This window comes from Photobacterium sp. 2_MG-2023 (assembly GCF_030547675.1).
In the GTDB taxonomy this organism is placed as follows: Bacteria; Pseudomonadota; Gammaproteobacteria; order Enterobacterales; family Vibrionaceae; genus Photobacterium; species Photobacterium arenosum.
The window spans coordinates 540713-561056 of record NZ_JAUOQQ010000001.1 but is presented as its reverse complement, the minus strand read 5'-3'; the positions used below and the strand labels follow the sequence as shown (position 1 = coordinate 561056).

The 20344-nt window shown below is 46.0% G+C and carries 20 protein-coding genes; 2 read left to right on the top strand and 18 right to left on the bottom strand.

All coding sequences use genetic code 11. The annotated features are described in order from the left end of the window. Window positions 1-32: 32 nt before the first annotated feature. From Q4491_RS02535 to Q4491_RS02485, 11 genes are all read right to left on the bottom strand, one after another. Entirely contained in the window at window positions 33-1490 is a 1458-nt protein-coding gene (locus Q4491_RS02535; protein ID WP_303454146.1) for a DEAD/DEAH box helicase, read from the bottom strand. A 342-nt stretch (window positions 1491-1832) separates the two neighbouring features. Beyond that, window positions 1833-3143, bottom strand: coding sequence for a methyl-accepting chemotaxis protein (locus tag Q4491_RS02530; RefSeq protein WP_303454143.1), 1311 nt, complete (start codon window positions 3141-3143; stop codon window positions 1833-1835). Window positions 3144-3534: 391 nt separating this feature from the next. Beyond that, the gene (locus Q4491_RS02525) at window positions 3535-3900 is read right to left on the bottom strand and encodes a glyoxalase superfamily protein (RefSeq protein WP_192016778.1); all 366 of its coding nucleotides are present in this window, start codon (window positions 3898-3900) and stop codon (window positions 3535-3537) included. A gap of 159 nt (window positions 3901-4059) precedes the next feature. Next, window positions 4060-4428 (bottom strand): MmcQ/YjbR family DNA-binding protein, encoded by a 369-nt coding sequence (locus Q4491_RS02520; protein WP_192016779.1) that lies wholly within the window; start codon window positions 4426-4428, stop codon window positions 4060-4062. An 84-nt stretch (window positions 4429-4512) separates the two neighbouring features. After that, on the bottom strand, window positions 4513-5034 hold the full coding sequence (locus tag Q4491_RS02515; RefSeq protein ID WP_303454139.1) for a GNAT family N-acetyltransferase: 522 nt from the start codon (window positions 5032-5034) through the stop codon (window positions 4513-4515). Window positions 5035-5204: 170 nt separating this feature from the next. Further along, entirely contained in the window at window positions 5205-6464 is a 1260-nt protein-coding gene (locus Q4491_RS02510; RefSeq protein WP_192016781.1) for a DegT/DnrJ/EryC1/StrS aminotransferase family protein, read from the bottom strand. 12 nt (window positions 6465-6476) lie between these two features. After that, the gene (locus Q4491_RS02505) at window positions 6477-7835 is read right to left on the bottom strand and encodes a hypothetical protein (RefSeq protein ID WP_303454133.1); all 1359 of its coding nucleotides are present in this window, start codon (window positions 7833-7835) and stop codon (window positions 6477-6479) included. A 37-nt stretch (window positions 7836-7872) separates the two neighbouring features. Further along, the gene (locus Q4491_RS02500) at window positions 7873-9063 is read right to left on the bottom strand and encodes a hypothetical protein (protein ID WP_192016783.1); all 1191 of its coding nucleotides are present in this window, start codon (window positions 9061-9063) and stop codon (window positions 7873-7875) included. A gap of 585 nt (window positions 9064-9648) precedes the next feature. Then, window positions 9649-11169: a tripartite tricarboxylate transporter permease gene (locus Q4491_RS02495; protein WP_192016784.1), complete on the bottom strand. Its 1521-nt coding sequence runs from the start codon at window positions 11167-11169 to the stop codon at window positions 9649-9651. A 9-nt stretch (window positions 11170-11178) separates the two neighbouring features. Next, window positions 11179-11649, bottom strand: coding sequence for a tripartite tricarboxylate transporter TctB family protein (locus tag Q4491_RS02490; RefSeq protein ID WP_192016785.1), 471 nt, complete (start codon window positions 11647-11649; stop codon window positions 11179-11181). A gap of 61 nt (window positions 11650-11710) precedes the next feature. Continuing rightward, on the bottom strand, window positions 11711-12706 hold the full coding sequence (locus tag Q4491_RS02485; RefSeq protein ID WP_192016786.1) for a tripartite tricarboxylate transporter substrate binding protein: 996 nt from the start codon (window positions 12704-12706) through the stop codon (window positions 11711-11713). Window positions 12707-12839: 133 nt separating this feature from the next. Between Q4491_RS02485 and Q4491_RS02480 the strand changes: the two genes are divergently transcribed. Then, window positions 12840-13511, top strand: a complete 672-nt coding sequence (locus Q4491_RS02480; RefSeq protein WP_303454123.1) for a response regulator transcription factor — start codon at window positions 12840-12842, stop codon at window positions 13509-13511. Beyond that, complete coding sequence (locus Q4491_RS02475) at window positions 13504-14907, top strand: sensor histidine kinase (RefSeq protein WP_303454122.1); 1404 nt, start codon at window positions 13504-13506, stop codon at window positions 14905-14907. Before Q4491_RS02480 ends, Q4491_RS02475 begins: the two co-directional genes overlap by 8 nt. A gap of 124 nt (window positions 14908-15031) precedes the next feature. Here Q4491_RS02475 and Q4491_RS02470 read toward each other — a convergent pair whose 3' ends face one another. The 7 genes from Q4491_RS02470 to Q4491_RS02440 all read right to left on the bottom strand — a co-directional run bounded on the left by Q4491_RS02470 (window position 15032) and on the right by Q4491_RS02440 (window position 20295). Beyond that, window positions 15032-15448 carry a DUF2007 domain-containing protein gene (locus Q4491_RS02470; RefSeq protein ID WP_192016789.1) on the bottom strand — a complete coding sequence of 139 codons (417 nt, stop codon included), beginning with the start codon at window positions 15446-15448 and terminating at the stop codon, window positions 15032-15034. A 62-nt stretch (window positions 15449-15510) separates the two neighbouring features. Beyond that, window positions 15511-15864, bottom strand: a complete 354-nt coding sequence (locus Q4491_RS02465) for a DUF1428 domain-containing protein (protein ID WP_303454117.1) — start codon at window positions 15862-15864, stop codon at window positions 15511-15513. 16 nt (window positions 15865-15880) lie between these two features. After that, window positions 15881-16279, bottom strand: a complete 399-nt coding sequence (locus Q4491_RS02460) for a YciI family protein (RefSeq protein ID WP_303454284.1) — start codon at window positions 16277-16279, stop codon at window positions 15881-15883. A 34-nt stretch (window positions 16280-16313) separates the two neighbouring features. After that, complete coding sequence (locus Q4491_RS02455; protein ID WP_192016791.1) at window positions 16314-17165, bottom strand: YciI family protein; 852 nt, start codon at window positions 17163-17165, stop codon at window positions 16314-16316. 131 nt (window positions 17166-17296) lie between these two features. Then, on the bottom strand, window positions 17297-18574 hold the full coding sequence (locus Q4491_RS02450; RefSeq protein WP_303454115.1) for an RNA polymerase sigma factor: 1278 nt from the start codon (window positions 18572-18574) through the stop codon (window positions 17297-17299). 61 nt (window positions 18575-18635) lie between these two features. Continuing rightward, entirely contained in the window at window positions 18636-19328 is a 693-nt protein-coding gene (locus Q4491_RS02445; protein WP_303454114.1) for an aspartate/glutamate racemase family protein, read from the bottom strand. A gap of 322 nt (window positions 19329-19650) precedes the next feature. Continuing rightward, window positions 19651-20295: an acyloxyacyl hydrolase gene (locus tag Q4491_RS02440; protein ID WP_303454113.1), complete on the bottom strand. Its 645-nt coding sequence runs from the start codon at window positions 20293-20295 to the stop codon at window positions 19651-19653. Window positions 20296-20344 lie beyond the last annotated feature (49 nt).

Here is a 20344-nt window from a genome sequence, read left to right as displayed (position 1 = left end):
CTTGTTATCAGAGGTGAATCATCACAACGGCATTACGCCGATTGCGGGCGCGCTCTTTGACGCTGAGCAGGTCGCTTGCTGCCACCAGCTGCGTTACCCGCCTCAGAGCGTCCAGCACCATTCTTAGGGCTGCGCGACTGAGTATCACGTGTATTTTGCGCACCATTGCCTGCTTTGCCCGCACCGGTTTTATTTGCACTACCCGAGTGGCCATTTGTCCGACGCTTTGGCTTTTGCGCTGCATTACCGCTTGCATTGTGTCTCTCACCCTCAGCATGACCTGAGCGAGATTTATTCGGCTTCTTAGGTTTCTTCGGTTTGATTGGACGCGAATCCAGCTTAGAGTCCGGTAACGTATTGCTCGGCTTGTAACCGTCCAATTCCATACGCGGCAACAGTTGCTGAATTAAACGCTCAATGCCAAATAACTCGTCTGCTTCCTGAGCACACACCAGCGAAATCGCTTTACCTGTTTCGCCCGCGCGGCCTGTACGCCCAATACGGTGAACATAATCTTCCGCCACATTAGGCAGCTCAAAGTTCACCACTTGTGGTAACTGAGGAATGTCGATACCGCGTGCAGCAATGTCTGTCGCCACTAATACGCGAATTTTGCCCGATTTAAAATCAGCCAGCGCTTTGGTTCGTGCGCCCTGACTCTTGTTACCGTGAATGGCCGCAGAAGCCAGCTTCTCTTCAGACAAAAATGCTGCCAGGCGGTTTGCACCGTGTTTAGTACGGGTAAACACCAAAACTTGCTGCCAGTCGCCATCCTTGATCAATTTGACCAGCATAGGCGCTTTCTTCTTCACATCGGCCGGATAGATACACTGCTCTACCGTTCTGGCAGTCGAGTTCGCGGTATTGACAGAAATTTCAACAGGGTTGTTTACCAGGCCTTTCGCCAGGCTGCGAATTTCTTCAGAGAACGTTGCTGAAAACAGCAGGTTCTGACGTTTCGCTGGAAGCAATTTGAGAATTTTTTGAATATCGCGGATGAAACCCATATCGAGCATACGGTCGGCTTCATCCAGCACCAGGACTTCCAGCTGATCAAATTTCACTGCGTTTTGGTTGAACAAATCCATCAGACGCCCTGGTGTTGCCACCAGAATATCTGCGCCTTTGCGCAAACGCATCATCTGCGGATTAATCTTTACCCCACCAAACACCACAGCACTGCTCAACGGCAGATGACGGCTGTAGACAGACACGCTCTCCTGCACCTGTGCTGCCAGCTCGCGCGTCGGCGTTAAGATAAGCGCACGCACTTGGTTACTGCGAACCTGCGGGCCCTGATAAAGACGTTCAAGAATCGGTAATGTAAAGCCAGCGGTTTTACCTGTTCCCGTCTGAGCTGCAGCCATGACGTCTTTTCCATCTAACACAGCTGGAATTGCTTGTGCTTGAATTGGTGAGGGAGTGTCGTATCCTTTTTCTTGAATAGCTTTCAGGATTGGCGCAGAAAGACCTATCGAGGCAAAACCCATATATGATTCTCAATTGTTAATGATGTGAATGTTCGCCTAACTCTCTGACGGCGAAAAGTCCGACATTCTGAGGCTTTCACTCCCTGGTAGCAACCTATAATTGTGATTTGTTTCGTGTCAGGTTGAGAGAAGAGAGTCTGAACAGATACATATTCGCAACGAGAACCCGCGATAACTTGTCAGAAGTTCATCAAAAAATCAGGAAAGCTCAATAGCCAGAATGAAACCTGGGTGCCATTTCTTCAGTACGTTCATAATGAAGAGATAGCACCTTCAGGCCAGAACTCACACACACTTCCAGCAATATCTGTCAGATAGCACTGAACCTAATCTTCTTCATTGCTATAGCTGTTTGGTAAAGCTACCAACCGCCATATCCACTTTCTCGGCCCCTTTGCGAATATCACTCATCATTTGCCCAGCTTTGTTTGACAAAGAGAGTGTTTCAGATGCCTGAGACAAGCCCTGTTCAATCAAGTGAACAGCATTCCCTGTTAAGGTTAAATTCTCAGATACCACAGTAACAATTTCTTCAGTGGTCTGGCTTGTCCTTGAAGCGAGTTGACGGACTTCATCAGCAACAACGGCAAAACCACGTCCCTGTTCACCAGCTCTGGCCGCTTCAATGGCAGCATTCAGCGCCAGAAGGTTAGTTTGCGCCGCTATCCCATTAATACTGCTAACCAACTCGTTAATTTTCTGAGATTGCTCATACAGTGCTTGAATGCCTGCATTCGCTTTTTCCATCACTTTTGTTAACTCTTCCATTTTTTCTATGGTTGAATCAATAACTTGTTTGCCTTGCGTAGTCTGCTGACCAGTCTCTGTCGAGACTTCATGAGCAATGTCAGCGGCTTGCGCAATCGCAATCTCACGATTAATTTGATCAGTAATCACGGTGGCAAATTTGACGACTTTATATAACTCACCATGCGCGTTATATATGGGATTGTAGGACGCTTCTAACCAAGCGACATTCCCATAACTGTCGATACGTTTAAACCGGTCAGAGACAAACTCCCCTTGTCCCAGCCTTTGCCAAAACGCACGATATTCAGGAGAGTTGGCTTCTGAACTCTCACAAAAAATGCGATGATGCTGCCCGACAATTTTCGATTTGTCATAACCCATAGACGCCAGAAAGTTGCTATTAGCATCAATAATAATACCGTCTAACGTGAACTCAATGACTGCCGTAGAACGGTTCAAAGCATTAATAAGATCCTCTTGCTCCCGGGACCTTGTAATGGTTCTGGTAAGCTCAGAGGCGTAAATAACAATATGCTTAATACCGCCGCTTGCAGAAAAAATGGGTTGAAGGATAGCTCTCAACCAAACCTCTTCACCATTACCTTTTAAAATTTGCAAGGCACCATTCCAGTGCTTCCGCTGCCTGATGGCATCAGACATCAAATGAAAGTGACGAGTGTCCCGCGCCTGCAGAGGAACTAAATCAGTAATATGCTTACCTTTAATTTCTTCCAGAGGCAACAAAATATCATTTTTAAACAATGCGTTAGCTGAAATTACATTCCCACCCTCGTCCAGAGTCAGTCGAAGCATATCAGACTCTATACTTTCTTTAACTTGCGATAATGCATATAGCTCTGCTTTCAGCTCATGGTTTTGTTGCTTCATTTTTCTGAAAAACATATCACTTGTCCTGCGAATCTTGTCATGGGTGAGTGAAGTAAAATTAGGGATAATACAAAAAAACCAGAACAATCGCTCTGGTTAAGAATGACACTGTTATTGTTTTGATACGAGACATAGCCTGCCGTCAATTAGTCTACCCGATTGTCAACGTGAGATCACACACTTTGAGCATTAACGTAAACCAGTGCTTTTAACACATTTTATCAAATGTTACTTCTTTGGTAATTTTTACCAGTTAAGATACTAACATTGAGTTCAAATGCTTTGAATATGTATGCTGGCCCAAAGAGCGGGACAGGCATTGGGCACGAAATGGCTCCCCATCCACCAGCCATTTTAAGCAGCTAAATGTTTAATAAACTGAATACAACTGGCTAACATGTGCCCGTTATAAATGAGCCGCACCATTGAATACAATCCGGTTAGAAAAAGGATCTGTCACAGTAAAGCACCTCGCCCCCCAGGGTGCATCTTCAATGTTTGGCTTGTTATATTTATAAGGTTTTGACGTGATATCTGAAAATAACGAGTCCAGTTCACGGACATTAACAAAAACTTTACTTCCAGGTGTACAGTCGCCCGAATGCTCACTAAGATGAAGAACAAAATCTCCCTTAGACACTTGCATGTAAATCGGAAAACCTTCTTCAAAACGGTGTTCCCAATCCAGTTCCATGCCCAAAAAACCCAAATAAAACTCTTTCGCTTTATCCTCATCAAATATCCTAATAACGGGTATTGTCTGACATTTCATAGCTCTGATCCCTTCTCAGTTTCATAGGTATCAATTATCAACCGTTCATTCATTTTCGGTACACCATTTCTCAGTATCAACCGCAGCTTTCAGAATGCTCACACTAAAGCCGTTAGTTAACGGGCGAAGGCTTCAAGTGCTTTGTTCTGACTCACTTTTTCAATCATCCTGATTAAGACCGAGCTCTTTTTGTTTTTTCTTACTTAACCCTAAAGACACAATACGGTATGACTCTTTGAGGTAATATCTTAACGCTTCATCTTTTGTCTTGACGGTATCAACCTGCTGAATCCACTTCATACCCCGCGAGGCCAGGTATGGCGCGGGTCTGAATCCAGGCTCATCTTTTAGAATATTAAAATTGAGTTCTGAGGCTTTGAAAGTGTATGCAGGCTCGCCGGGTTCCCCCCAGCCACCTATCGCGAAGACCTTGCCACCCACTTTCCAGACATGGGCGCCTCCCCACTGTACGACGTATGTCGTTGCAGGCAAAGAACGGCAAAATGCATTGTATTCATCATATGTCACAGGAAGAATCCTTTTCATTCATCATCGATGGTGCCGCTTCCCTTGACCATCCTGCCACTCATTATGATCAAAGCCAATGACCCCTTAAAACATATACCCCAGCCAATCTAACTGCCCGGACTCCCAGTGTTTACCGCTAATGGGCTTAATAAAAATATCATCAAGATGCTCAAAGGCGACACCGAAATTTTTATGCTCATGCAACCTTAGCCAGGCACTTGGCGCATGTATCTGCCTGAAGCCATTATTAGAATAAAATTCAGTCAGATCAGAGACTAAAATAATGAAGTCGACATCCCGACTCTTCGAATATTCGCTGAGCTCAGACAACATAGCCGACCCGATACCCTGCCCCTGATGCGTTTTGGCTACGCAAAAATCGATAACACCAAGCACCTTAAATACGCATCCTCCAACCCCAATAACACGATAGTCCAGTCCCAGGTAGCCCACTAACCTTTTATCTTTGTATTCCAGCGCGCGCATATGCGGTAACTGTTTGTAATAAGAACGGGCAACTTGATGATCGGGAAATGCATCATTTCGAAGCGCTGTTATCGCGGCATGCTCATCGCTTGTTATGTCTAACTCAGGTTTGATTTTCACAGTTTGCTCCTTAAAGACAGGCGAACATGATCATTATGTTACAGACACAGAGAATTTTTTTGTCGGTCTATCTGAAAGTTAAGACAGTATTGGCAAAAAAAACGCCCCCGCTAATGCGGAGGCGGTGCTCATTTGAACAGCCATCTCATCAAAAATTATTTTGCGCCGGGTTACTTTTTATAATGCTCGTACACTTTATTAAACGCAGTTGCGAATTTTTCCATGTGCTGCTCTGAATAAACAGGGTGGGTATGGAACACTATCGAGCTGTCTCCCAGTTGTCTGGCCGCCTGGCAGTCCGTTAATGTGTAATCAATCTGCCGGTGGGCCGGGTCGTTAAACGGGTAATTATTCGTGCCAAACCCATTTTGTTTCTGGAATGCATCTTCATTATAAACTTCTGGCCAGGGTACCGGATAACCTGGCACACCTTCAGCATCAATAGCCTTGGTAAACGTCTTGATGTCACAACTGAGCTGGCTCATATCCAGAACAAACGGCGCCCACCAGAAAGCGTTACCACGTATTTCATCATCAGCCGGTGCATGCTTAACTAATGGGTGTTCCTTCAATAACACTGTCAGGAAGCGGCCATTACGGATTCGCTGTTCCAATGCAGTTGCCTTGAAACGGGATAACTCCCTGATACCAATGGCAGACTGAATTTCTGTCATCCGATAGTTAAAGCCAACCTGAGTATGGATATAAGGCAATTTCTGCGAGATTTCAAACAGACCCAACCTTTTAGCTACGTCGTAACCGTGATCGCGGAACGAGCGGCATTTCCAGACCAAATCTTCTGAGTTGACGTACACTGCACCGCCTTCACCGCCTGTTGTAATGTGCTTGCTCTGACAAAAACTGAAGCAACCGGCATCACCAATGGTACCCAGGTAAGCCCCTTTGTATTTGGCTCCCAATGCCTGAGCACAATCTTCAATGACCTTTAAATCATACTTTCTGGCGATGGCCATGATAGCGTCCATATCGGTTGGTACCCCGAATGTGTGCACAACCACTATGGCTTTGGTTTTATCGCTGATTTTGCTCTCTACCGACTTGGGGTCAAGGGTATGCGTATGATCAACATCGGCAAATACAGGTAGCGCACCCGCTTGCAGAATAGAAAATGCGGTAGCAATAAAGGTATAGGACTGACAAATCACTTCATCACCCGAACCAATACCCAGTGCGGAAAAAGCCGTATGTAGGGCTGACGTACCATTGGTAGTGGTGACGACATAACCATCGCCCAGATAGGCCGCTAAGTCCTTTTCAAAGGCCATTCCACGCTTACCGGTCCAATAATTAATTTCACCGGTTTTTAAGATGGCTTCAATATCATCCATCACAGATAAATCCAGACTTGGCCAGGCTGGCAATGCCTCTGGAATGACAGGGCTACCGCCCAGTATCGCGAGTTTATTCATAATTATTCCTGCTTAAAGATGTGATGCAAGCCAACGGGACAATGAGCATATGGTTAAGGCCGGATTGGCAATGCCCAGACGAGGAAAAGCACCAGGCCCAATGGCATACACGCCCGGCATGGCGGTTAATTCCAAATCGTCAGTTAAAGCAATATCACCGGTTCCGCCTATAGGGTGCGTACAGCTTTCGTGCTCATACGAACCGTAAGGGAAGATAAACCGCGTATATACGTTGGATTGTTCCGTTTCACTCAGCGCTGCCAGCGCCTGCTCTATCTCAGTACTTTCTGTCGATCCGAAAAAAGCACCCGACTGTTCTGTCGGAGTGTCAAACAACGGCACTAATTCTGCGCTTAACTGCTCACTGGCAAATTCAACAATGCGCCTGGCGACGCGGTTGTAATTTTCAATTCCTGTCTCTGAATGGTGCGAGTTAATGTCCAGCCTTGTCTGGCCCTGACTGTAATGACAATGGAGCTGGCTGAATTCAGACTGATGCGGATTTTGCTCAACCACGGCCATCAATAACAAAATGCGATCTCCGCTAGCGAGATTCGGTCGCTCCACCACAAAGATGTTGGCATTCAGGTCATGATGCTCGCTGAAACCATGCCACAACATTTCATGGCGGTATTGAGCAATGCGTTCACCCTGACCAATCTTAACGGCAATACCAATACAGTAATGATCGGTAACCTGTGCTGTGGTGGATTTTTCCAGCGATGTGGAAATAATCTTGTTGTTCACCAAAGCCGATGCCGACAAAATACATTTGTCGAACGGTAACGGATTCACAGTCCGCCCTTCCTGATCGATAAGAAAAAAACCTTCCGGTTTCTTTTCTACCTTGGCGACAGTCGCTCTTTCAATTCGAATCACCCCATCCCTGATAAAGGGTTCAAGCTGATATAAAGGGCTGTATGACGAAAATGCTGCATTCTCGCCGACAATCGCAGCCTGAGGCGCATGAATTAGAGGTATGCCAACCTGTTGTTGCCTGGTCATTTCAGGATATTTACCGGTAAATTCCTTCTGCAACTGGCGATACAACCCTTCAGGGCCATTCAAGCGCTGTTGCCAAACCTCGGGCCAGCTTGCCAGAGCCTGCGGTTCAAGCGGCAGCATGACCCCGTGATAACACAGCGAACGCCCTCCCAAACGCTCACTGATTCCACCAATGGCCCAATGTTCATCCGCCGTCCAGTGCACTTTCTTTTCATCGCCTTGCAAAGCACGGGTATCGAAATGCACATGTTCTTTACGCAAATCCGGTCCGGCTTCATAAATCACAATCTTATTGCCCTGAATGGCGGAATAAAGCGCAAACTCAAGGCCAGACAGTCCCCCTCCGACTACACAAAACGTCGACATTTTCTCTCCTTAATGAAATTCCCTTTCGGGCAAAAAATTACCGTCTGTCAGCCAGGTATAAAATGGTCAACCCTAACAAACCAACAGCCGATGAAATAAATATTGTCATGCCGATATCAAAGAAATAATTACCCAAGAAGTAGACAACAGATGAGACCGAAGACGATACAAAGAATGAGATCGACAGCAACGAACTGCCAACACCCGGCCTTCCTTCAGCCAGCGATTGCAAAAATCCGATAGGGATACTGATCAGACATGCCGCACCCAACGCTATCAAAGGAATTAACAGATAAACATGAACGACATTCTGCGTCACAGACAACAGCATGGTAGATAATGAAAATATTACCGCACCCATGATTATCACACTGGATGTTTTCTTTTTCTGAGCTGTCTTAGACCAATAAAAAATAAAGAAAACCTCAAACACAGCAATACCAGCTTCAAATATCCCGATATCGGAATACTCCCCCTTCACCTGATTGACAATAATAAAAGGCACAGTCGCATCTAAGGTAAACAGCATGTTGGTAACAAGCGATACGCTTATCAGTTTAATTATATTCGAAGCATGGAATACTTTAGAGATAGGTTCGGAAGACAACATGGATTTATGGCTTTCATTGACAAAGCTTTCTTTAAAGTACAAGGTGAAGATCAGGCAGCACATAATGCCAGAGAACAACCAGATAAATATAAGCTGTTCTTTTTGAAGCGCTAACATGCCAATCATACCAAGAGTTAACACATACCCCATTGAGTAGGTTGAGCGCAATGCCGCATTCTCATTGTGCGCATTATCAGCACCATCCACATTGCGCTTCGCCGCGGCATACCCAAAAATCAATGAGTTAAGCACACAAAATACTGGCAATAGTAAGCAATTAGCTAAAAAGTACGTATACTCGTTCGGCCAGACATAAAGCGCAACATTTCCAAACACACCACAAATACTGCAAATAATAATATACTTTACAAAACTACCTTCTTTATCTGATCGCATACCAAAGTAAATACTAAAGAAGGTAATGACTACTCCAGACAGTAGAATCACTAAACTGTAGTAAATCTCCTGCAGGCCAATAACATCGACACCGAAAATATTTTTATACGGATTCACAGCAGCATTTGCGCTGGCAAACAATAAAATGGCAAATACCTGTTTATTCATAAACAGAGAAACAGGCGAATCCGAACGACCGAACGATTTTAAAATATTGAACATATAAAGCCTTTGTGTCGCACGCTCTGATAAGAGCATGGTCAATTAAGGTGTGACTCTGAAATCCTGACAATTAATCGATAAGTCAGTTGGCGGGAGATTAAACACAAGAATATGTTTTTTATATCATCGAAAGAACTTCTCTCGAGTCACTTAATACTATTTAAAGAAACAAGCAGCACTCAACATTTGAAAGCGTGATCAAGAGTAGACACGAAAAAAGCAATAAATAAAATATAACTCTTTAACTGATTTACCTCAACAACAAACCCTCCAAAAAACCATCAATGGAAGTGACAATAATCTGCTCACCAGAAAGATATGGCTACTTTATACCAAGAACAATAACACTGTTCGATCAGCCCATTAAAGATAGAGTTATCAGTAAATTCATTTGCAAACAAGCGCCATTAACCATGTGCTTTTTCACAGAGAAAAAAAACAGGACAGACAGGCATAGGAAGGAGGAATATCAGAAGGGAAATCAGGACAGACACAATGAAGCCACCGTCAGCACATTGTGCTGACTTGTCCAAGCAAGACACCTTCCCGAAATGAAGGTGTCTTGCTTAATTAGACAAATCAAGCCTATGAAATTTGCTCGTTTGATGGCTGACTCGCTCTGCGGGTCAGTAGTCCAGTAAGTTTGGAGCCAAACAATGACAACATCAGTAAGCTGATGATCAGCAGTGTTATAGGCCTCTCAAACACATAACTTAGCTCACCACCGCTAATCTGATAAGTGTGCAGTAAATTACTTTCAGCCATTCCACCCAGCAAGATCCCAATCACTGCAGCCGGAACAGAGTAATTCAATCGGCTAAATACCCAGCCAACGATGGAAAATACCAACACAGTGATTGGGCCGGAGATATTTCCCGTCAAACCAAAGGAACCAAATACAGCCATTGAGAGCACCGATGGAATAAGAATATTCATTGGCACTTTAACTATGTTGGCAAGTAGAGGAATGAACATCAGTCCCAAAGCGACCAATAGCAACACTTGGCCGAAATTAGCAATAATAATGGCGTATACAATATCGGTTTCTTCACGGATAAACTGAGGACCACCAGTAATATTGTGCATCGCGAAAGCCGCAAGCATAACTGCTGTTGCTCCTCCCCCAGGAATACCTAATGCCAAGAGTGTTGCCATCGAGCCAGCTTCAGAAGTTGAATTCGCAGATTCCGCTGCGACCACACCTTTTGGATTACCTTGCCCGTAGCTTTCCGGATCCTTATCATGACGTTTGGTTTCTACATAAGAGAGTAGATTTGAGACCGAAGAGCCAACCCCCGGCACTGCTCCGACAAATACGCCAATCAAGCTACCACGTAGCATGACTTTAGGATGCCTGAATGCGTGCTTGAAACCACTTAAGATTTGACGAATACTCACCTTGCGCGCCGATTCATCCGCTATCAGGTATTGGGTATTGACTAACTTAAAGAGTTCAGATGCTGCGAACATTCCCATCATGGCAGGTATTACAGGGACGCCATCAAGCAGATATTCATTACCTAATGTGCCGCGTGCTACCCCGACTTCACTAAAGCCAATGGTACCTATAAGCAGGCCAACCATACCGGACAACAAGCCCTTCAGAATAAAATCACCTTTTAAGCTGGCAATCAGCGTCATTCCCCACAAGATGACGAAAAACATTTCTGAAGGTCCAAGTTTGAGTACCATCCCGGAGATGGGTTCTATCAACATAAATAGAATAAGGTAACCAAATAGCACTCCAAAACATGATGCACCTAAAGCGACTCCCAGTGCCTTGTTATGCTCTCCTTTTCTAGCCATCGGATAACCATCAAATGCTGTCGCAATGGCTGATGAGGTACCGGGAATGTTCATGAGGATAGCGGGGATACCACTGCCAAATGAGCCACCCGTGAATATAGCCGTGAGGAAAAGCATGGCTTCCAGGAAACTCATATACAGTGTTGCAGGTAAAAAGATGGCCATCGCCATCGAAATCTGTAGCCCCGGAATGGCACCAAATATGAGGCCAATAATAATACCCGGAAAAACATACAGCCACGGGCCAACGGACGTAAATAATAATTCACTACCCGCTGAAATAGCAGAAAAATCAAGCATCTCGTTCTCCTAGTAGTCAGTGTGTAGCAAGGTCATTGGCATAGGATATGGCAACATTTGAGCGAAAAATGTTGACATCAGTAACCCGAAAACAACGCTATAGCCAATAATCCATACAAGGCGGCGTTCTTTTTGAATCAACAAAAAGCAGCCAACAAACAGCGTCGTTGCAATATCAAACCCTATCGTTTCCAGCGACAGAACATAAACGGCAAAGAGACCTATGATAGGCAGTACCGATTTCAAATCGTCATGACTATTACTTCCGGGTTCCGGCTTGCATTGTTTTTTATTATCAAGCCGTTGGCGTGTAAGTTCCAGAATGCAAAGTATCAAGGAAATTAACGTAATAGGCGTAATTAGAATTAGATTTTCCGCCGTTGAAGATGCTTGGTAAGCATCCCATGAGTACCAGCATACAAACAGAGCCAATACGATGACTACAACGAAGTCGGCAGAGCGTTGACTTAACAATCTCACATAGCCTCCAGTGAAAAAGACTGGTTAGCTTGGCACTAACCAGTAGATGATGTTAAATAGATTAATCGAGTAAATACTTGTAGGTTTTAAAGGTTTCGTAGTTCTCAACCATCATACTTGTCGAACGTTCTGGACCAACCCAGACTCCACCGATGTCGTTTGACTTCAATAACGTTTGAACATCTTTTCGTGCCAGCGTGCTTTCGAATGCTTGTGCTAACTGTTTGTAGCGCTCTGGATATTTGTTCTTGAACTCATTTGTGACGGCAAAGCCACGCATCGATCCGGTCAATACTGGCACCTCAATTCCAAGCGGTTTCAGAGCTTCATTTACTGTCGGCGCATCCCAACGGTCACTTGGCTTATCACGAACAACAGCAACCGGGCGCAAGAACTCGCGAATACCTTCACTGCCTTGAGCACTAATAACGATAAAGTCTACCTGGCCACCAGCCACAGCAGAGCGCGCTTGACCACCACTGTTGAAGGTCACAAGGTTGAGGTTTTCTTGAGGAATGCCGTTTTTCTCCAGTAACAATTTGGCCATCAGGTGTCCTCCAGAGCCTTGTACTACAGCAGCTTTCACTGATTTGGGGTTCTCTTTGATTGCTGTAAGTAAGCTGGATAGATCCTGATACGGCGTATCTTTGTTTACCGCAATAAGCTCGAAATCAAACCACTGAAAGTTCATATATGAAAAGTCATTAATTGTGTAGCTCGCGTTACCTTTCAGAATTGTGTTGGGTAGATAGGGAGAAAAAGTCGACGCGAAAACGGTGTAGCCATCATCTGGACGATTCAACACATAGTTTGCAGCAAGCTGAGTGCCGGCACCTTTCTTGTTGATCACTTTAACCGGTTGGCCTAACTCTTCGGCGAGAAAGCTGGACATGGTACGTGCCATGCGATCGGCACTCCCACCAACACCAAAACCCACGACAAAGTTCACGGGTTTCTTTGGATAATTGTCAGCAAGTGCGATTTGCGGAAGTAAAATAGAGAGTGTTAGCCCTGTCACAGCTGAAAGCTTTAGGATTACCTTGTTGAGAGTATTCATTTTACCCTTCCTTAGAAATAGTTATATTGATGTTAACCTCTTGTTTACATCTGAAACTCTAACCTCACATACTGTCACCAACCTTGCACATGTGGCAGATATGCGCTTTTAAATCAGAAATTTGAAGTAGCTCATGCGGATACTAATCGTTGAAGACAGCGTCGTTATCGCTGAAGGATTACATAATTTACTTGTAGAACAAGGTTTTGTGGTTGATGTTTTTCATTCGGGAGAACAAGCTTCTCATGTAATCCTAACCCAAAAATTTGATCTGCTTTTGCTCGATTTAGGGCTTCCAGACTGTGAAGGGCTGCAAATTTTGCGCAGCTTACGTCAGAAAAAAAGCAACCTTCCTGTACTGATAATCTCCGCTCGTGCAGCTCTTGATGAGCGAATCCTAGGATTGAATGAAGGCGCGGATGACTATCTTTGTAAGCCCTTTGAACCAGAGGAGGTCGTTGCGCGCGTCCATGCACTCCTGCGCCGCGCTTCATCAAGAGTGAGTAACACTATCGAACATGGCGCGTTGACATTTGATGTGATCAATAAGGCTGTGACTTTTTACGGCAATGAAGTTGTACTACATCGCCGTGAAGTATCCGTGCTCGAATGTCTGTTATCGAATGTCGAGCGAGTGGTAAGTAAGCCGAAAATCGTACAACGCATATCCTCTTTTGATGAGGAGTTGAGCGAAACGGCTATTGAGACATACATATCACGACTTAGAAAAAAATTCTCTCCCGACCTGAATATCCGTACCGTTAGAGGACTCGGCTATATGTTGGAGAAGCCATCCCGTGATTAACTTTCATTCTCTGTCACAACGATTGTATCTCGCTATAACCAGCGCGCTTATCATATTTACAGGGCTTATTTTTTTTATAAGCACCTGGGTGTTGAAAGATAAGACGGAACGTCTGTACGACAACATGATGATCGCCGTCAGTAAAAATCTTGATGATAAACTTTATGTAAAAGACGATAAGCTTAAAATCGATATGGATTATTTCTCCATAGATACTTTAAGCGATACACATAGTGAGAAAATTTTTTATCGGATCGTAGCGCCAAACGGAGATCTGTTAGCAGGTTTCGATGGCTTATCGCTGGCAGATAAGAAAGGTTATCCTACCGTGTTTTATCATACCATTTACGCTGGCACAGAACTTCGGGCGGTTCAATATACATCCAAAACACCTCTCGGTGACGCACTCATCGTTGTGGCAGAATCCAATCAGGGCAGACATACCACAATATCCGGGCTCCGGAAACAGATAGCTTTTGCTGCTGTACTGATATGTATCGGGACACTGATTCTCGTGGCCTTTATTGTTCAGAAAGGGCTTCATCCACTGAGCAGGTTACAGAAAGAGATCAGGATGCGGTCAGAGGCCAATCTCGATCCTATTGAAACCGATGTTCCACCAGAGGTCGAAGCTTTAGTCCGATCACTAAATAATTTAATGGCACGACTGCAGCGCAGCATTAAGATCAGTCATAATTTTAATTCCGACCTATCGCATCAGCTACGCACTCCTTTAGCAGAAATGAAAATGCAGCTCGCCATGTATCGCCGCGATTTTCAAATCGAAAAATTGAATGACGTTGACCGTAATATCACATTAATGACCCGGTTGACCGAACAGATGCTGCATTATGTTAAAGCGCAGAATAGCACTGTTTCTAATAAATATTGGTCATGCTTAGATCTCGTCGAGTTTTGTCGAAATTTCTGTGAGAAGTATGCCCCAATGGTATTCAGCCAAGGTCAAGCAATTGCCTTTGAAACAAAGATAGAGTCAGCAGTTTGTCGAATAGACGAGGCTCTATTAGAAAGTGCTTTACTTAACCTTATAGAGAACGCTCTTAAATACGGTAAATCACACCAGGGAGAAGGCGAAATTGTATTAAAGCTGACATCTGGCAATGACAGCCTGTCACTGTCTGTTACCGACCAAGGTAGCGGCGTTTGCGACCAGGATCTTGAGTCTATGCTTGAAAGAAAGGTGCGCCTTGATCGCTCTAAACAAGGCTTTGGTCTTGGTTTAGCCATCGTTAAGCAAGTCGCTGAAATGCATGGTGGGCAGCTAGAAATAACTAACGCCTCACCCAGAGGACTTTGTATCACTTTATCGGGACTGAAGATTAACCAGGCTCCATCGACAAAGCCTTTTGAGTGTCGTTTGGTTCAGGCTGAGTGAAACTATCAGGACAGACACCAGATGCAGCGATTAATTGCTGTTCGCAATGTGCAGCTTGTCACCGGCGTAGTATTAATGAGTAGGAGAATAAACACTCTTTATAACAAGGCACTCTGCCGCTGGCTCAAAGCTTTTCAGTGAACTCGTCACAAGCTTTGCATCGATAGCCATGGCGGTAAAAAAACAAGGGAAAGCCCAGTAAAAGGAAAACGACAAAAGCGGGTCGCTTTCCCTTTGTGTACGGCAGTAAATCATGACTACCACAACGCGGACAGGCATCCGCTTCCCCGGTGAAGATATGACTGTCCTCGACAGCTTGAGACTCAACAGCTTGTGAGAAGTCGCAGCTCAAAATATCACGAGCTTGTTCAGCCTGTTGTTTCGCGACCATCAGACGTACGCCACCCATCGCATTGGAATACAGCCACTGCACATTCACTGTATGCTCGTCAGCCAGATGGCTATGGATACCGGCAGCCTCAAGGCTGGCTTTCGCAATATGCGCTTCATGGGGAAACGAAAACCGGGCAACAACAATCATGCGTTTTTCCTTGTGGTTAACCAGACTGAGCGGTGCATGTCAGCACCGCGTTTCTACAGTCTCTAGCAATCTACAATAGTTTCGAACCCGCCATAAATAAGGCGCTTACCATCAAACGGCATGTGGTTCAGATTCTGATCACAGATAGGATCTTTCATAAACAGAGCCATGCCTTCGTCTCGTGCCGCTTTTGAAGGCCATTGGATCCATGAAAACACCACTGTCTCACTGTCTTTACATTTAACTGCCATAGGAAAAGACGTGACTTCGCCATCTGGTATATCATCGCCCCAGGTTTCGACCACACGCTCGGCGCCGTATTTTTTAAAGACCTGTGCGGCCTCTGCGGCATGTTGTCGGTATTCTTCTCGTTTGTCTGTTGGCACAGCGCAAACAAAGCCATCAACATAACTCATGATCTTTCTCCTCTGCCTATGGTGCGTTACGCACCTCTGCGTCTTGATAACTCACGTTATTTTCGCCCTGCAACTCGCGTACCGGACGAATTTCTACGCTGCCGTAGCGTGCAGGCGGGATCTTACTGGCCATCTGAATCGCTTCATTCAGATCCCTGACATCCAACAGGTAGAAACCTGCCAGCTGTTCTTTGGTTTCAGCAAACGGGCCGTCCGTAATGTCCACCTTGCCATTTCGAACTCGTAACGTGGTTGCCGTCTGGACAGACAGCAGCGCCTCGCCTCCGATCATATAGTCACGCGACCGCAGGGATTCACCGCAATCGATACACTCACGGTTGAGCGCATCCCACTCATCTTGCGTCAGCGTTTTCATTACTGATTCGTCGTAGTAGACCAAAGCTACATATTTCATCACCCTGATACTCCTGTCTGATTTCAGAAGCCTGCTACTGCTGGCTGTCGTCGCCTGGTAACATCACCATCCAGCCCATGCCAAACTTATCCGTTACCTGGCCATATAAAGGTGACCAGAAGGTTTTATCCAGCGGCATACGAACCGAACCACCGTCTGCCAGTGCATCAAATACACGACGCGCTTCCGCTTCGGAGTCAATCGTTAATGCCAGATTGAACCCGGTAAACGGCCCCTCGTCACCACAGCCGTCAGAGGCAAAAAGTGTCATGTTTCCGACCGTAAATTCGCAGTGCATCACCTTGTTTTCAAAGCCGGGAGGTAACATACCCTCGGGCACAGGATCCGGGCTTTCATTGAACCGAAATAGCATGACCACACTGGCGCCGAGGTGTTTCTGGTAATATTGCAGCGCCTCATCACAGCAGCCAGAGAAAAACAGATAGCAGTGTGATTGCGCTTGTTGCATCGCAAGTGTTTGCCTTAACTGAGTTTCTTGTGCACGAGCCGATCCGTCGCTGTCGATCTCAGCAAAATCGTCCATTTCATAAAAAGGGCGAATTTCAATGTCGGACGCTTCTTCCATCGGGTTGGGACATTTTTTAACCCATTCAACGGCTTCGTCCATTGAGCTGACGTTCCAGACCCAATAACCGGCCACTAACTCATTGGTTTCGGCAAATGGCCCTTTGGTCACGGTACGCTCACTGCCCTTAAAACGTACGCGAATGCCTTCACTGCTGGGTTTTAAACCGTCGCCCGATGCCATGACACCGGCTTTCACCAGAGTTTCGTTGAACTCGCCCATGGCCAGTAACAATTCCTGGGTTGGCATCTTGCCGGCTTCCGAACTTTCACTGGCTTTCACAATTACCATGACTTTCATTGTGCTTCTCCTGTCTGTGTATTCAGGTTGATTTAAGAGCGGCTTCTTTTTGCTCTCTACACAATAGTCGAGTGAAGCTTTAGCAAATCGACAACCGATGAAAATTTTTTGATCTTTTGACAGGTAACTATTTAAGGTGTTGTCAGCAGTGCCAGCTTTCGTCTGAGAATACGCTGTTCCGGGGCTTGCTGAACCAGGCTCAGAGCGTGCTCAAATGCAGAGATAGCTTCTTGCACCCGACCGGCACGGCTGAGCAATTCGCCATAGGTCGCATAGGTGAGGTGATAGGTTTGGAGGACTTTTTGTTCAAGCAGATTTTCAACGATCTCGATCCCTGCCTGCGGACCATCTCGCATCGCCACGGCGACAGCCCGATTAAGCTCAATGACTGGCGAGGGTGCTACTTGAAGGAGCAGGGTATAAAGTGACACTATCTGGACCCAATCCGTGCTGGCCATATCCGCCGCCTGGGCGTGAACCGCCGCAATCGCGGCCTGTAATGTGTAATGGCCAATATTTCTGGTTTCCAGAGCACTCTGTACTAAGGCAATCCCCTCTTGTATCAGAACGGCATCCCACAACCTGCGATCCTGATCTTCCAGCAATACAATATCGCCTTGCTGATCCGTTCGGGCGCCTCGGCGGGATTCATTGAGCAGCATGAGCGCCAGCAGGCCAGACACTTCAGCATCGGGCAGCAAGGATCTCACTAAACGCGCCAAACGAATGGCTTCCGCCGTCAGCTCGGAACGTGTGACACGCTCCCCCGCCGACGCAGAGTAGCCTTCGTTATAGACCAGATAGATGACAGACAACACAGATTCAATTCTGTCCGGCAACTCAGTTTTTGAAGGCAGTTGAAAGGGAATGTTCGCTTCGCGGATTTTTGCCTTACCCCGCACAATGCGCTGGGCCATGGTGGATGGCGACGTCAGAAAGGCGCTGGCAATTTCTTCAGTAGTCAAACCACACACTTCCCTCAGCGTCAGCGCCACCTGCACTTTGGCGTCAATGGCCGGATGACAGCAGGTAAAGATCAACCGCAGCTGATCGTCTTCAATCACCTGATCATCGAATTCGAATGGACTTTCAGTGTCAGTACGGATAAAGGATGCATCATTGGGAGCATCGAACAGCTCTGAGACAATCTCGACTTGCCGTTTTTGCCGGCGCAGATGATCGATGGCTTTGAAGCGTCCGACAGACACCAGCCAGGCGCTGGGGTTATCAGGAATCCCCTCTTTCGGCCACTGAGTTAACGCCGTGCTGAACGCATCGTGCAAAGCCTCTTCTGCGAGATTAAAGTCACCCAGCAAACGAATTAAGCTCGCATACACTTTACGGGCCTCGTTGCGATACAGATTCTCTATATTGCTTTGTACCGCTTGGCTTGTTACAGGTGATTTCATTCGTCTCTCTCGCGCTGTTCGGTTTCCTCTGAGCCGTCTGAAGCTGGCGGTTTGCAGCACTTCACGACATAGCCCACTCCACGGCTTTGGCGGCATGGATGGCCGTCGTGTCGTACAGAGGGATACCAGAATGCTCCTGAGAGATTAACATGCCTATTTCAGTGCACCCCAAAATAACAGCATCAACACCAGCCAGCTCTAATTCATTGACTATACGAATATACTCATGACGAGATGTCGCATTAATATTACCCAGGCAAAGTTCGTTATAAATGATGTCATGAACCAGCTTTCGATCTTTTTCGCTGGGTATGACAACCTCAAGACCGTACTTTTCCGACAAACGATCTTTATAGAAAGATTGCTCCATTGTAAAAGCGGTGCCTAATAGACCCACCTTGCTGATCCCGTCTTTTACGAGCTCTTCACCAGTGGCATCAGCAATATGAAGCAGGGGAATCCTGATGCTCTGCTCTACCTCTGGGGCAACTTTATGCATGGTATTCGTGCAGATCAACACGAAGTCGGCCCCCGCAGATTCTACACTTTTTGCCGCATCAACCAGTATCTCAGCCGCACCTGTCCAGTTGCCACTGTGCTGTAATTTTTCAATAGGAGCAAAATCAACACTATGAAGAAGGATTTTAGCTGAGTGGAGACCACCCAACGTATTTTTTACACCTTGGTTAATTTTCCGATAGTACCCGATCGTACTTTCCCAACTCATTCCGCCTATCAGTCCAATTGTCTTCATGCGCTCTCACCGCTCCCTGAATATAGTCCTGCATATACAAATACGCGGACAGACACAACAAATGAATCACTCAGCCTGTTTAACGTGCCTGTCCTTGTTAGCACCGTATAACATGTCTGTCCCTGTAATCCCGCAAGCAATCAAAACCGATAGCTCAATTCAATCATGTGGAAATCAGCCCCTGTTGTATCAGATCCATTCACACCAGCATCGGAATAATGCAAATACGCGGACAGACACAACAAATGAATCACTCAGCCTGTTTAATGTGCCTGTCCTTGTTAGCACCGTATAACATGTCTGTCCCTGTAATCCCAAGCAATCAAAACCGATAGCTCATTTCAATCATGTGGAAATCAGCCCCTGTTGTATCAGATCCATTCACACCAGCATCGGAATAATGAAGAAAACGATAGCCTAACCCCAGATTGTTAAACAGCGGCACACCAACGCCAAAAGTCAGGGCAAACTGGAAAGGCCCGCCATAATCTTGCATTCCAAAGCGATACTTACTGAATAGTGCCCCACCGGCTCCTAAATCCAGCGTAAACCTGCCGTTTTCACTGCCCAGGGTCAATTCGGGGATAGCAGAGACAACAAAAGCATTTCCCCCGGTCGCCTGCAGCATTCCGGCACTCACCATCAAGCGCGTGCCCATTCCCCAACCTGAAGTGGAATAATCTTGCCATGGTAAGCTGAAGTTCGCCGCCACGTCATACACCTCAAAATCCTCCGGCGCATCATCCCCAAGTAATGTCTGCTCTGAAACACGGGCGCGAATACTAAGACTCTGTAATTTCAGCTCTTCCGTGTAGCTCTGGCTGGGGGAGAAAAGGCAACAAAGGGCAATCAACACCCGTCTGAGCGACATTAAATGGCGGTGAGAACCGATCACAGATCTACCAGGACAGACATCAGTTCTACAAGGACAGACAGCTGAAGAAAAAAACAACTTCATCAATTTCATGAGATTCTGACCCAGATCCCCACTTCGTGATTTGCTCCTTTTTCCGGCC